Here is a 12,970-nt window from a genome sequence, read left to right as displayed (position 1 = left end):
TAAATGTTGTACGCTTTTTTCATTTCTTTTGCTGACAAATATACGTTTTTAAAAATATTTGATTACATAACTTTTAGGGCCGTTTTTGCCTGCTTAACATCAATTTTGCTTGGTTTAAGTGCTGGACCATATGTTATTCGTAAACTTACTGAGTTAAAAGTAGGTCAAGCTGTTAGAGCTTACGGACCAAAAGAACATTTAGCAAAAAACGGTACTCCAACTATGGGTGGAGTTTTGATCCTTATATCGATTGCTATTAGTACATTCTTATGGGCCGATTTGACTAATCGTTTTGTGTGGGTCGTTTTGTTAGTTACGTTAGGTTTTGGTGCCATTGGTTGGGCCGACGATTACAAAAAAATTGTTTATCGTGACCCTGAGGGTATGAAATCAAAAGAAAAGTTCATGTGGCAAACCATTGTTGGTATCGTTGCAGCTATATATTTAAGTTTTGCTGTTGCAGTCCCAGCAAATACGGACTTATGGCCTTTATTTAAAGAATGGGTTATGAGTGGTTTTACGATGGGACTTCCTACTAGAGCTGATTTAATAGTTCCATTTTTTAAAAATGTTAGTTATCCGCTCGGTGTTTTTGGATTTGCTGCGTTGACATGGATAGTGATAGTTGGCTCGAGTAATGCAGTAAATCTAACTGATGGATTGGATGGGTTAGCCATTATGCCTACAGTGATGGTTGGTGGAGCATTAGGTATTTTTGCATATGTTGTTGGGCGCGTAGATTATTCAGGTTATTTTCTTTTCCCTTACATTCCTGGTGCCTCAGAAATGTTAGTCCTATGCGCAGCTCTTGGTGGTGCGGGTCTTGCATTTCTTTGGTTTAACACATACCCAGCTCAAGTTTTCATGGGTGATGTAGGGGCTCTGGCTCTTGGAGGTATGTTGGGGTGTATTGCAGTTATAGCCCGTCAGGAAATTGTGTTTTTTGTAATGGGCGGTGTCTTTGTTGCAGAGACCATCTCAGTCATGTTGCAGGTTTCTTGGTTTAGATATACAAAGAAAAAATATGGTGAAGGCAGAAGAATATTAAAAATGGCACCTCTGCACCATCACTTTGAAGAAGTGGGTTGGAAGGAAACTCAAGTTGTAGTTAGATTTTGGATAATCACAATTGTTTTGGTTTTAATTGGATTATCTACATTAAAACTTAGGTAGTTGGAAATGCTTAAAGAGAAACAAAAGTTTTTAATCCTTGGTTTGGGTGAAACTGGCTATGCATGTGCCAAATGGCTTAATAAGCATGGTCATGAAGTCTTTTGTTCAGATACCAGGTCTGGTCATCAAAATATCGAAGATTTTTTGAAACTTGGTGTAAGTAAAAATAATATCAAATTTAATTTAAATAAAGATAATTTCTTAGATCACATAGATTCTAGTTTTGATTTTGTAGTTGTAAGTCCTGGTTTGTCGCCTGAATCTGATTTGCTTAAAGCTATTGTTAATTTTTCGCAAGAAAACGAAATCAAAATTATTAGCGAAATCGATCTTTTTTATGAAGCTGTAAAATCAAATTCTAAGCAAATTAAAATTATCGGCATTACTGGTACTAACGGCAAAACCACTGTAACCTCGATGGTGCGTTTGATGTGTGAGTATGCAGGTCTGAAGTCTGTTGAGGCAGGTAATATTAGCCCATCGGCTTTAACGGTAGTATGCGAATTCGAAGAAAAAAATTCATGGCCAGATGTTATTTCTCTTGAACTATCTAGCGCTCAGCTTTTTTATACAGACTATATTTGTTTAGATGCCTCAACTATTTTAAATATCACTCAAGATCATATAGATTGGCATGGAAGCATGGAGGCTTACATTGCCAGCAAAAAGAAAATATTTTCCCATTCAAAAATCGCTGTCGTAGATGAAAATCAATTTAAAGAATTTGGTCTATCAAATGCTTTGGTTTACAGGGATTCTTTACCTATTAATAAAGAGGACATTGGTATAAAAGAAGTTAATGGTATGAAGTGGTTCTGCACAACAGATAAAAACCTTATGCCAGTAGAAGCTATGAAAATTAGAGGTAATCATAATGTCCTTAATGCAATGGCTGCGATGCAACTATGTCGAGCAATTGACTTACCATTTGAGCCTTTATTGACTGCTCTTAGAGATTATGAGGCTCACAATCACAGATGCACTTATGTAAGAGATATTCAGGGTGTAAATTTTATTGATGATAGTAAGGGTACAAATGTAGGAGCTACAGTAGCTGCGATTGATGGTATGTACAGAAATCTAGTAGTTATACTTGGCGGTGAAGGAAAAGGACAAGATTTTACACCTTTATATGAATCACTAAGAAATCGAACTAAATCTAATGGTCTCAAAGGTATAGTTCTTATAGGGAAAGATAAAAATATTCTTTCGCACTATTTACATATTAAGGATTTTAAATTTGAAGAAACTATTCCAGTTGTTGTAGTAAACACCATAGATGAGGCTGTTGTAGAGTCTTTTAAACTAGCTCAATCTGGTGACTTGGTATTACTATCTCCAGCTTGTGCAAGCATCGACATGTTCAAAAATTATCATGAACGAGGCGTTAAGTTTGTCGAGGCTATAAATGAATTAGCCCTATCCAAAGGTGAGATAGCATGAATTCCTATGTAGACTCTATCAGTCAAAGAAATCCTAGAACTTCAATGAGGGAGATTGATCTCTCATTGTTGTGCATTGTAGGAACACTTCTAATTATGGGTCTTATCATGGTATTCTCATCCTCAATTGCACTTGGTGATGGTCCTAAATATGTAAATGCTGGAAGGTATTATTTTTTCTCTCGACAGTTAATTTTTATATTAATTGGGCTGTTCGCAATGGCATTTACGTTTTTAATGCCAATGAAATTTTGGGATTCTAAGGCTTTTTGGGGTTATTGCATTTGTTTTCTACTCTTAGCTTTAGTGCTAGTTCCTGGCATAGGTCGAGAAGTAAATTATGCCTATAGATGGATTCCCATTGGACCATTTAATTTTCAGCCATCCGAATTTGCTAAATTGACCATGATAGTTTTTACATCTGCCTACACGGTAAGAAAACAAAAAAGTATTCATGGGCTTAAAGGATTTCTTCCAATTATTATCTATTTAGGGATTATTTGTTTTCTTTTAATAAATGAGCCTGATCTTGGGGCGACCATGGTAGTAGTGGCTATTGTAATGTCCATTCTGCTTTTAGGCGGTTTAGGTTTTGCCTTGTTTTCATTATTGTTTTTATCAGCCGTTCTTTTGGTTATAGCTGCAATACTAACTGCTCCTTGGCGTATGCAGAGATTTTTTGCATACCTTGATCCATTCAGTCAAGAACATGCTCAAAATACAGGATACCAATTAACTCATTCTTTAATTGCAGTTGGGCGTGGAGGTTTTTTCGGTGAAGGCCTTGGTTTAAGCATAGAAAAATTACACTACCTACCCGAAGCTCACACAGACTTTATTATGGCTGTAGTTGGAGAAGAGCTTGGTTTTGTCGGTATATTTTTCGTAATACTGCTTTTTGTTTTGCTCGTTAGAAAGGGATTAAATGTAGGACGTCAAGCTATAGCTATGGATCGTCTTTTTAATGGATTAGTCGCTCAGGGGGTCGTGGTCTGGTTTGGTGTGCAGGCTATAGTAAATTTAGGAGTTTGTTTTGGGGTGTTTCCAACTAAAGGTCTAACATTGCCTTTTATCAGTTATGGTGGCTCTTCCATCGTTATAAGTCTTATGGCCTTCGGATTGCTTTTGCGGGTGGACTACGAAAATCGTTGCCTTATGAGAGGACAAAAACCCCTAGGTATTGGAGCGAGTTATGCGTAAAGCTATTATGATTATGGCTGGAGGCACAGGAGGACACATAACTCCTGGGTTGGCAATAGCATCCGAACTAGCCACTCGTGGTTGGGAAATTCACTGGCTTGGCAATATAAACAAAATGGAAGGAAAAATGGTTCCCCCAGCTGGTTATGAATTTCATCATATGGAATTCACCTCCTTAAGAGGCAAGGGTATTGGTGGTTTGCTTCAAATGCCCTTCAATCTTTTAAAGGCCTGCAGAGAGGCAAAAAAAGCAATTAAGCAAAGTAAGGTGTCTGTAGTTATGGGCATGGGTGGATATGTATCCTTTCCCGGAGCACTTGTAGCCAAGTTTTTAGGTATTCCCGTGGTTATACATGAAGCCAATGCAGTAGCAGGAACCGCAAATAAACATATTGCCAAATTTGCAAAGCGAATATTAACTGGATTTCCTAATGTATTTAAAAATGGGGAATATGTTGGTAATCCTGTGAGGAAATCGTTAAATCAAAACATATCAACAAATGAAAGATATAGCTCAAGGGTTGGTCCGCTAAAACTATTAGTTGTTGGTGGTAGCCAAGGAGCAGGTCCCTTAAATGATTTATTACCAAAGGCTATATCTCTTATTCCTAAAGAAACACGTCCCCAAGTTGTACACCAAGCAGGTCAAAATAATTTAGACGATTTAATTCAAAAATATAAAGCATTAAACGTAGATGCTAAATGTCTATCCTTTATTGATGATATGGGGGCTAAACTTGGAGAATCAGATATATTAATTTGTAGATCAGGGGCGATGACAGTAGCGGAAGTTTGTGTAGTTGGTGTAGCTGCGGCTTTTGTTCCATTGCCACATGCTATTGATGATCATCAAACTGCAAATGCAAAATTTTTATCTGATCAGGATGCTGGATTTCTTTTAGTGCAAAAAGATTTAACTGCTGAAAAGTTAAAAGATTTTTTGTTATCTATGGACAGAGATAAATTAAAAGAAATTGCTATTAGGGCAGAGACAATAGGCAAAGAAAATTTCGCAGCCACTAGGTGTGCAGATATATGCGAACAATTGGTTAATAACGATGAAACACAAAATTAAACATCTTCATTTTGTAGGGATTGGTGGCTCAGGCATGAGTGGTATTGCCGAAGTGTTGCTGAATTTGGGCTACAAAATTACTGGATCTGATTTAAGTTTAAGCTCAACTACAGATCGACTTGAAAAACTAGGTGCAACGATATATGAAGGGCACAGTGCAGATTATCTAGATGGAGCTGACGCTATTGTTGTTTCAACTGCTGTATCTCAAGGCAATCCTGAGGTTCTAAAAGCACGTTCATTGCATATTCCTGTTGTACCGAGAGCTATTATGCTTGCTGAGCTGATGCGACTTAAAAGCGGTATAGCAGTGGCTGGAACGCATGGTAAAACAACGACCACATCATTGGTAGCAAGTGTTCTAGCGACTGGGGGATTGGACCCAACTTTTGTAATTGGGGGCAGATTAAATTCTGCTGGTGCAAATGCGAAATTAGGAACGGGCGATTATATTGTTGTTGAGGCAGATGAGTCAGATGCCTCATTTCTTCATTTATTCCCAACCATAGCAATAATCACCAACATTGATTCAGATCATATGGACACATATGGGCATGATGTAGCAAAGCTCAGAGGTGCATTTGTAGAATTTGCACAGAGATTGCCATTTTATGGCTCGGCAATTATCTGTACTGATGATGAAAATGTTCGCAATATCATGCCATTTATTTCCTGCTCATCAACAACGTATGGGTTAAACGAACAAGCCCATTTTCGAGCTATAAACATCGAAAATAATGGTACTCGAATGGAGTTCGATGTAATAAGAAAATACCAAGGTAAAGAACTGCCTCAATTGCATATTTCACTCAACATACCTGGTCAACATAATGTCTTAAATGCTTTGGCAGCTATTGCCGTCGGTACTGAGGTTGGTGTTGCCGATTCTGATATCGAAAAGGCTTTATCTGAGTTTAATGGGGTTTCCAGAAGGTTTACTCAAGTAGGCGATTTTGATGTAATTCAAAATAATGGTGGTGGTAAATTTACAGTCATTGATGACTATGGACATCACCCTGTAGAAATGGATGCAACAATTCAGGCGGCCAGGGGTGCATGGCCTACAAGGCGTCTTGTATTTGCTTTTCAGCCTCATCGATACACAAGAACTAGAGACTGCTTTGAAGACTTTGTAAATGTACTTGGAAAGGCTGATGCAGTTATTCTGTCAGAAGTGTATCCAGCTGGCGAGTCCCCAATCGTGGCTGCAGACGGTAGAGCACTTGCACGGGCATTACGTGTGGCAGGTCATGTAGAGCCAATATTCGTTGAGGACATTAATGATATGCCAAAAGCTATTCTCAAAATCGCTAAAGACGGGGACGTTGTTATTTGTTCTGGTGCAGGGTCAATTAGTAAAGTTCCTCATAAATTAGGAGAGGCTTATGGACAAATCTCTTAAGATTGCCGTTTTGTACGGAGGAAATTCAGCGGAGAGAGAAGTGTCTCTAATGTCAGGTCATGGCGTTGGCAATGCCCTTAAGTCACGAGGCTATAACATTGAACTATTTGATATTGCAAATAGAGATTTATTGGAACTAAAAAATTTTGATTTGGCTTTTATAGCACTTCACGGAAAATATGGTGAAGATGGTTGCATACAAGGCTTTTTAGAGCTTTTGAAAATTCCATATACAGGGCCTGGTGTGATGAGTTCATCTGTAGGGATGAACAAAATCGTTTCTAAGAAAATATTTATTCACGAAGGTATACCAACTCCTGAATTTAGAGTAGTGCGTGATTATGAAGGTTTACAAAAAGCCACACAAGAAATTGGTTACCCCATAATAGTTAAGCCTCCACAGGAGGGTTCAACCATTGGGCTTAAGAAAGTGCATTCGCAAGATGAATTAACAGAGGCTTTTAACGAATCAATTAAATTTGATGAGGAAATGTTGGTTGAAAAATGCATTGAGGGTAGAGAGCTAACTGTAGCTATTTTAGGAAAGTCGCCTGATACAAGAGCATTGCCAATAATAGAAATCGTAACTCCAGATGGAAACTACGACTATGAGCAAAAATATACGCGAGATGATACGCAATATATTTGTCCTGCAAAATTAGATGAAAATTTAGCTAGAAATATTGAAAATATTTGTATTAAAGCTTATGATTCGCTCGAATGTCAGGGCTGGTCCAGGGTAGATGTTATGTTAGATAAAAATAATTGTCCATGGGTTTTAGAGATAAATACATCTCCTGGCATGACATCACATTCGCTAGTTCCAATGGCGGCCAAGGCCATAGGTTTGAGCTATGAAGATATTTGTGAGGAAATTCTTAAAACTGCTAGCCTTAAAGTAAAGAAGTTAAATAAGGTCTGAAATGCTTGGGTTTACACGGCTACTAAATTTTATAGCAAATTTAATAATGACCATAAGTGTGTTTGCACTGTTAGTTGGTGGTGGTTATTATTTAATTAATAGACCGTACTTCAATATATCTCAAGTAAGCTTACTACCAAGTAAGGGCAATGCTCTAAATCACATTTCACCAGCCTCAATCCAGGCTACTATAAACTCGGGAATTGATGGGAATTTTTTTACTGCCGATTTAAATACCCTTAAGGAAAAAGTGGAAGCATTGCCATGGGTTAGAAGCGTTGAAATTAACAGGGTTTGGCCAAATCGTTTGGTGCTTACTATCGAAGAACATGAAGCGTATGCAAAATGGAATGAAGATATGCTTCTTAATACTTGGGGTGAATTGTTTAACGGAAATAGAGATGAACTTCCAGAGGACATTGCCTATCCACAGTACTATGGTCCTGAGGGTTCTGAAAAACTCGTCGTACAACGTGCTGGTGAATTGGCCACACTTATATCACCATTGAACATGTCGATTAAAGAGATGCATTTAAGTGACAGGTACGCATGGAATGTAATTTTAGATAATGGAATTGAACTTGTATTAGGTAGAGATGGTGGGGCCGAATTAGTAGATCCATATGGCGGACAACAACAGGCCATTAATTTTGCTCAAAATGTTAATAGATTTGTTAGCACTTGGCCCCTGTTATTGGATAGAATAAACGATAGAAAAATTAGCAAAATTGATTTTAGATATACTAAGGGTTTTGCAGTAACCTTTACACCCGAAATTATTCCTGAAGAGACAGATAAAAAATGAGTCGTGAATCTAAGAAAGAATTATTAGTAGCAATAGATATCGGTACTACTAAAGTTGTAGTTGTAGTAGCAGAAGCTTTGGATGAACAGGGTAAATTCGATGTTATTGGTACTGGTCAGGCTCCTACAGGTGGTGGCATAAGAAATGGTATCGTCGTTAATATAGACACTACGGTGAAGGCTATTCAGAAAGCTTTGGAAGAAGCTGAGTTAATGGCTGATTGCAGGATTCGAGAAGCAATCGTTGGAATTAGTGGAGCTCACATTCAGAGTATAAATTCCACAGGAATGGTTGCGATACGCGATAAGGAAGTTTCTGCATATGATGTTGAAAGGGTGATAGAAACGGCACGTTCTATTCAGTATCCTAATGACTCTAGAATTCTTCATGTTCTCAGACAGCAGTACATAATCGATCGTCAACAAGGGATTGAAGAGCCAATCGGTATGGCAGGTGTTAGATTGGACGTAAAAGTTCATATTATTTTGTCAGAAGAAACAGCATGTCAAAATATTCTTAAATGTGTGCGTCGTTGTGGTATAGAGCCAAAAGATTTGACACTAAATGCTTTGGCTGGAAGTTTGATGTGCCTTACAAGTGATGAAAAACGTCAAGGAGTGCTTTATATCGATATGGGTTCAGGGACTACCGATATAGCCTTTTACAAAGATGGATATATTAAGTATTCTAAAGTTTATGAAGAGGGCGGTCATAGAATTACTAATGACCTTTCACAAGTGCTATATATTCCAGTTCCAGAAGCTGAAGATTTAAAAATTGAGAAAGGGGTAGCTAGACGTGATTTAGTTGGACCTTCAGATCAGGTTGAACTCTCGCCGTTTGGTGAAGAAGACCGTATGCCCCGCATAATTGAACATGGAATTATAGGAGATATTATTTATTCTAGGCTTGAAGATATATTTGTAGAAATTCTTCAAGATCTTGATAGTGATGGACTTAGTCCTAATTCGATAGTTATTACAGGTGGTTCCGCTAATCTTCCAGGAATCAATTTAGTTGCAGAGGATATTTTTGGTAAACCTGTCAGAACAGGTAAACCTCTTTATCATGGTAGTCTCTCTGATATCGTGAGCAGGCCAGAGTATTCAACTGTTATGGGATTACTACTTCAATCACGAAATAATCGTGACGTTGTAAATGGTTCAAGAGGTAATAATCTTTTATCAAAAATTCGCGATTTCTTTTGGCGTACAACCCCTTAATTTTATATAATGTTTTTAAGGGTTTGAGTAATTTTTTAATTACTTACGGAGTCGGTTCAAAGATAACATCGAGGAGTCACGCACTGGATTTCTCTTTGAGACGATTTCCTAAAATATGACTGGGGTTATAGGTTTCATAATTAGGGGCTGATTATGTCAGATTTGGGATTTAGCGTTTACGAAAATTCCTTAGGGTTTGGTTTATCCGAAAGTAGCCAACCTGGGAATCAATTAATTAAAGTTTTAGGTATTGGTGGTGCTGGTTGTAATGCCGTTAATCACATGATTAAGTCTGGTATTGCTGGAGTTGACTTTATAGTTGCTAATACCGATCGTCAAGCATTAGAGCAATCTCTTGCTCCCACAAAAATTGCACTTGGAACATCTGGTCTAGGTGCTGGTGCTCGTCCAGATGCTGGAAAAGAAGCCACCGTTAAATCAAAAGAAGAGATTGAGAAAGCAATCAAAGGAGCGAAAATACTATTTATCACTGCGGGTATGGGTGGTGGAACTGGAACTGGGGGTGCACCTTATGTTGCAGAGATTGCTAATGAGTTGGGTATCTTAACTATTGCCATCGTTACTAAGCCTTTTAAATTTGAAGGTAAAAAGCGTATGCAAGTTGCGGTTGAGGGCGTTAAGGAACTTTCAGAGCATGCACGTTCCATTATCGTCGTACTTAACGAAAAACTTGAAGAAACTTTAGATGGTTCACTTCCTTTTGAGGATTGCCTTAAAGAAGCAGATAAAGTTTTATATAACGCATGTGCAGGTATAGCTGAGATTATTAATAGTGGTGGCTACATTAACGTAGACTTCCAGGACGTTCTTACTATTATGAGTGAGTACGGTAAAGCTATGCTTGGTACTGCAGAAGCTAAGGGCGATAATCGTGCTGAAGAAGCCATTAATCAAGCAATTTCTAGTAATCTATTAGAAGACATAGATATTCGCGGTGCTTTCGGTGTAATCGTTAATATCACTGCGGCTAATTTAACTCGTGCGGAAGTTTCTAAAATTAATACTTTAGTTAGTGAGATGGTATCAGAAGATGCAACTATTATTAACGGTATTAATAACGACCCTAGCATGGATGATAGATTAAGGGTAACTGTTATAGCTACTGGTTTAGGATCAAAACCAAATCTACAAGTTGTTACTGACACTAAAGAGGAAGAGATTCCTGTTGTGGCTACTGGTACTGATGGTATAACTTTGTTTAGACCAGATAATGCAAATTCTGTGGCTTCTATTTCTATTAGAAGAGGTTCTAGGATTGCTAATCCCATGAGTATTTCATCAGATAATAGAGATGTACCTGCGTACTTAAGACGCCAAAATAATTAATCTACATTGGGTAATCTTGTGAAATTCAAAGTGCTACACTTGTTAGGTGTAGCATTTTTTATTTGAGTTTTTTAAGTTATCATTTAGAAAAATTAGGTATTTAAATGATTAAACAAAGATCTATTCAGAAAGTTGTTACGGCTACAGGGGTTGGTGTTCATTCGGGTAGACGGGTAAATATTACCTTAAGACCTGCTCTACCAGATACTGGAATTATTTTCCATAGAGTAGATATTCCTGAAGTTATAGATTTTCCAGCTAAGGCCAACTTAGTTGGTGATACTCGCATGGCTTCTGTTCTTAAAAATGGAGATTACAGAATTTCGACAGTTGAGCATCTTATGAGTGCATTAGCTGGCTTGGGTATCGATAATATTCATGTAGATGTAGATGCAGAAGAAATACCAATTATGGATGGTAGTGCTGTAACCTTTGTTTATCTATTAAAAGATGCAGGTATAGTCGAACAAGAAGCCCCAAAAAAATTCATTCGTTTACTTAAGACAGTAGAAGTTTTTGATGGTGAGGGTGATTCACGTAAGTGGGCTAGACTTGAACCATATGAAGGTTTCTCATTGGCGTTCTCCATCGATTTCGAGCACCCTGCAATCAATTCAACTACCAATTTTAGAGAAATTGATTTTTCAAGAGATTCATATATTGATCAAATTGCTAGAGCTAGGACATTTGGCTTTGCAAATGAAGTTGAGATGCTTAGAGGTGTGGGTTTGGCACGTGGTGGTAGTTTGGATAATGCAATTGTCATGGACGAATACAGAATTTTAAATTCTGAAGGTCTTCGATATGAAGATGAATTTGTTAAGCATAAAATTCTTGATGCGATTGGAGATTTATATCTTTTCGGTCATCCATTGCTTGCTAAATATACGGCTCACAAATCTGGACATGGATTAAATAATAAATTGGTACGTGCAGTATTGGATGATTCTGAAAATTATGAGGTTATATCATTTGATGAAAAAAGTGATATAGATTCGGAAAAGCTTCATACAATTAAATCTAATTTTGCTACGATTTAACCACTTTTGGATACTTTTCCAACCACTCTATTTATACGGTAACCCTTTGCTCGCAACCCTCTCACAATAGACGGCGTAACTTGTTTTAGTTTTGAGTGTATGGCATTGTTAGGTGCAAGAATTACTAATTCTTCGTCTATAAGTTGAACAACACGACACTTTTCAATAAAATCTTCAGTAACTAATTGATAAATATCAGATTCAACATTGATATTTCTCATTGCATGGGCAAGTACAAGATTTTCCTGTCTTAAAGTTTTGTCTCCTGCGTTCCTAAAGCCATATACTCTTTGACTTCTTTTTTTTCTAGATGGGATCATAGCAATGTCTGAGGTAAAGAAGAGATTTAAATCTCCAAGACGAAAAAAACATCAGGTTAAGCAGATTATACAACTTAGCCTAGTGTTTGTATCGCTTATGGTTGCTGTGTTATCAGGTGTTTTATTAGAAAGAAAATTCGGTTCTCATGAAATAGTTGAAACGCAAACCATAGTCGAAAAGAAAAAAAGAACTAATGAATTGGAAGTCATTGCCTACGCATTAGATGAGCTTACAAGTCAACTATCCGATATAAAAGTAAAACTTGCAAAAATTGAATTTCTAAGTCATAGGATTGCTCAGGAAGAGGGGCTTCAAAATATTAATTTAGATGCATCTGGTCAAAAAAACGATAACTCTTTCGATAAAAGAAATTCTATAAAGGAACCTCGTGAATCAGCTGAACAGATAGGTCGTCAGATTGATAAACTTCTTAAAAGAATTAGCCTTCAAGAAGATAAACTTAAGGTTATGGAATTTTTCACTCAAGTAGATTCAGCAAACTTACAAAGAATCCCAACCATTATTCCAGTATCGCTATCAGAAACTCACGTATCTTCAGGGTTTGGCATGCGTATGCATCCTATTACTGGAGAATTAAAACTTCATTCAGGAATTGATTTGGCTGGTCCTATAGGGACGCCTATAATAGCCCCTGGAGCAGGTTTAGTAAGTTTTGTTGGAGAGAGGGCTGGCTACGGTTTGACATTAGATATTGATCACGGTAATCACATTACAACCCGTTATGCTCACCTCTCAAAGGTTCAAGTAGAAGTAGGTCAAATTGTAAGTCCAAGGGATGTTATTGCTCAGATTGGTAATTCAGGCGGTTCAACTGGCTCGCACCTTCATTTTGAAGTCAGGATAAATGATGTGCCTTTAGATCCGTTAGAATTTATAGGACACGAATACAAGATAAACAATTTTGTAACCCAAAATGCATATAACACTGCAGGCATCAAACGAGTATCTGCACAGGGTAAAATGAAAAATTCATCTATAAACTCTAGGACATATTAGTCC

12 protein-coding genes are annotated in these 12,970 nt (G+C 37.4%); 11 read left to right on the top strand and 1 reads right to left on the bottom strand.

Annotated elements, in window-relative coordinates; all coding sequences use genetic code 11:
* Positions 1 to 3 precede the first annotated feature (3 nt).
* From mraY to lpxC, 10 genes are all read left to right on the top strand, one after another.
* The gene (mraY, locus tag KUI_RS06485; RefSeq protein WP_013521493.1) at positions 4 to 1,173 is read left to right on the top strand and encodes a phospho-N-acetylmuramoyl-pentapeptide-transferase; all 1,170 of its coding nucleotides are present in this window, start codon (positions 4 to 6) and stop codon (positions 1,171 to 1,173) included.
* 6 nt (positions 1,174 to 1,179) lie between these two features.
* Positions 1,180 to 2,616, top strand: a complete 1,437-nt coding sequence (gene murD, locus KUI_RS06480; protein ID WP_014840565.1) for a UDP-N-acetylmuramoyl-L-alanine--D-glutamate ligase — start codon at positions 1,180 to 1,182, stop codon at positions 2,614 to 2,616.
* Positions 2,613 to 3,815, top strand: a complete 1,203-nt coding sequence (gene ftsW, locus KUI_RS06475; protein ID WP_014840564.1) for a putative lipid II flippase FtsW — start codon at positions 2,613 to 2,615, stop codon at positions 3,813 to 3,815. The genes murD and ftsW overlap by 4 nt, the downstream gene beginning before the upstream one ends.
* Positions 3,808 to 4,890: an undecaprenyldiphospho-muramoylpentapeptide beta-N-acetylglucosaminyltransferase gene (gene murG / locus KUI_RS06470; protein ID WP_014840563.1), complete on the top strand. Its 1,083-nt coding sequence runs from the start codon at positions 3,808 to 3,810 to the stop codon at positions 4,888 to 4,890. Before ftsW ends, murG begins: the two co-directional genes overlap by 8 nt.
* Positions 4,874 to 6,292 carry a UDP-N-acetylmuramate--L-alanine ligase gene (murC, locus tag KUI_RS06465; RefSeq protein ID WP_013521489.1) on the top strand — a complete coding sequence of 473 codons (1,419 nt, stop codon included), beginning with the start codon at positions 4,874 to 4,876 and terminating at the stop codon, positions 6,290 to 6,292. Before murG ends, murC begins: the two co-directional genes overlap by 17 nt.
* Positions 6,276 to 7,214 carry a D-alanine--D-alanine ligase gene (locus KUI_RS06460; protein ID WP_014840562.1) on the top strand — a complete coding sequence of 313 codons (939 nt, stop codon included), beginning with the start codon at positions 6,276 to 6,278 and terminating at the stop codon, positions 7,212 to 7,214. Before murC ends, KUI_RS06460 begins: the two co-directional genes overlap by 17 nt.
* 46 nt (positions 7,215 to 7,260) lie before the next feature.
* Positions 7,261 to 8,019 (top strand): cell division protein FtsQ/DivIB, encoded by a 759-nt coding sequence (locus KUI_RS06455; RefSeq protein ID WP_013521487.1) that lies wholly within the window; start codon positions 7,261 to 7,263, stop codon positions 8,017 to 8,019.
* A complete protein-coding gene (gene ftsA / locus KUI_RS06450; protein ID WP_013521486.1) occupies positions 8,016 to 9,242 on the top strand; it encodes a cell division protein FtsA in 1,227 nt (408 codons plus the stop codon). Before KUI_RS06455 ends, ftsA begins: the two co-directional genes overlap by 4 nt.
* 153 nt (positions 9,243 to 9,395) lie before the next feature.
* Complete coding sequence (gene ftsZ, locus KUI_RS06445) at positions 9,396 to 10,589, top strand: cell division protein FtsZ (protein WP_013521485.1); 1,194 nt, start codon at positions 9,396 to 9,398, stop codon at positions 10,587 to 10,589.
* 104 nt (positions 10,590 to 10,693) lie between these two features.
* The gene (gene lpxC / locus KUI_RS06440; RefSeq protein ID WP_013521484.1) at positions 10,694 to 11,629 is read left to right on the top strand and encodes a UDP-3-O-acyl-N-acetylglucosamine deacetylase; all 936 of its coding nucleotides are present in this window, start codon (positions 10,694 to 10,696) and stop codon (positions 11,627 to 11,629) included.
* On the opposite strand, the gene KUI_RS06435 is transcribed toward lpxC, so the two are convergent.
* The gene (locus KUI_RS06435; protein WP_013521483.1) at positions 11,626 to 11,949 is read right to left on the bottom strand and encodes a DciA family protein; all 324 of its coding nucleotides are present in this window, start codon (positions 11,947 to 11,949) and stop codon (positions 11,626 to 11,628) included. The two genes, lpxC and KUI_RS06435, sit on opposite strands and share 4 nt — an antisense overlap.
* A gap of 4 nt (positions 11,950 to 11,953) precedes the next feature.
* Here KUI_RS06435 and KUI_RS06430 point away from each other — a divergent pair, with 4 nt between their 5' ends.
* Positions 11,954 to 12,967 (top strand): M23 family metallopeptidase, encoded by a 1,014-nt coding sequence (locus KUI_RS06430; RefSeq protein WP_014840560.1) that lies wholly within the window; start codon positions 11,954 to 11,956, stop codon positions 12,965 to 12,967.
* Positions 12,968 to 12,970: the final 3 nt, after the last annotated feature.

The organism is Taylorella equigenitalis ATCC 35865 (assembly GCF_000276685.1).
Lineage (GTDB): Bacteria > Pseudomonadota > Gammaproteobacteria > Burkholderiales > Burkholderiaceae_B > Taylorella > Taylorella equigenitalis.
The sequence above is the reverse complement of the archived record's forward strand: the minus strand, read 5'-3'. Positions and strand labels throughout refer to the sequence as shown.

Excerpts from the sequence above, each read along its gene's own strand:
- mraY (WP_013521493.1), top strand. The coding sequence starts at position 4 with ATGTTGTACGCTTTTTTCATTTCTTTTGCTGACAAATATACGTTTTTA.
- murD (WP_014840565.1), top strand. The coding sequence starts at position 1,180 with ATGCTTAAAGAGAAACAAAAGTTTTTAATCCTTGGTTTGGGTGAAACT.
- ftsW (WP_014840564.1), top strand. The coding sequence starts at position 2,613 with ATGAATTCCTATGTAGACTCTATCAGTCAAAGAAATCCTAGAACTTCA.
- murG (WP_014840563.1), top strand. The coding sequence starts at position 3,808 with ATGCGTAAAGCTATTATGATTATGGCTGGAGGCACAGGAGGACACATA.
- murC (WP_013521489.1), top strand. The coding sequence starts at position 4,874 with ATGAAACACAAAATTAAACATCTTCATTTTGTAGGGATTGGTGGCTCA.
- KUI_RS06460 (WP_014840562.1), top strand. The coding sequence starts at position 6,276 with ATGGACAAATCTCTTAAGATTGCCGTTTTGTACGGAGGAAATTCAGCG.
- KUI_RS06455 (WP_013521487.1), top strand. The coding sequence starts at position 7,261 with ATGACCATAAGTGTGTTTGCACTGTTAGTTGGTGGTGGTTATTATTTA.
- ftsA (WP_013521486.1), top strand. The coding sequence starts at position 8,016 with ATGAGTCGTGAATCTAAGAAAGAATTATTAGTAGCAATAGATATCGGT.
- ftsZ (WP_013521485.1), top strand. The coding sequence starts at position 9,396 with ATGTCAGATTTGGGATTTAGCGTTTACGAAAATTCCTTAGGGTTTGGT.
- lpxC (WP_013521484.1), top strand. The coding sequence starts at position 10,694 with ATGATTAAACAAAGATCTATTCAGAAAGTTGTTACGGCTACAGGGGTT.
- KUI_RS06435 (WP_013521483.1), bottom strand. The coding sequence starts at position 11,949 with ATGATCCCATCTAGAAAAAAAAGAAGTCAAAGAGTATATGGCTTTAGG.
- KUI_RS06430 (WP_014840560.1), top strand. The coding sequence starts at position 11,954 with ATGTCTGAGGTAAAGAAGAGATTTAAATCTCCAAGACGAAAAAAACAT.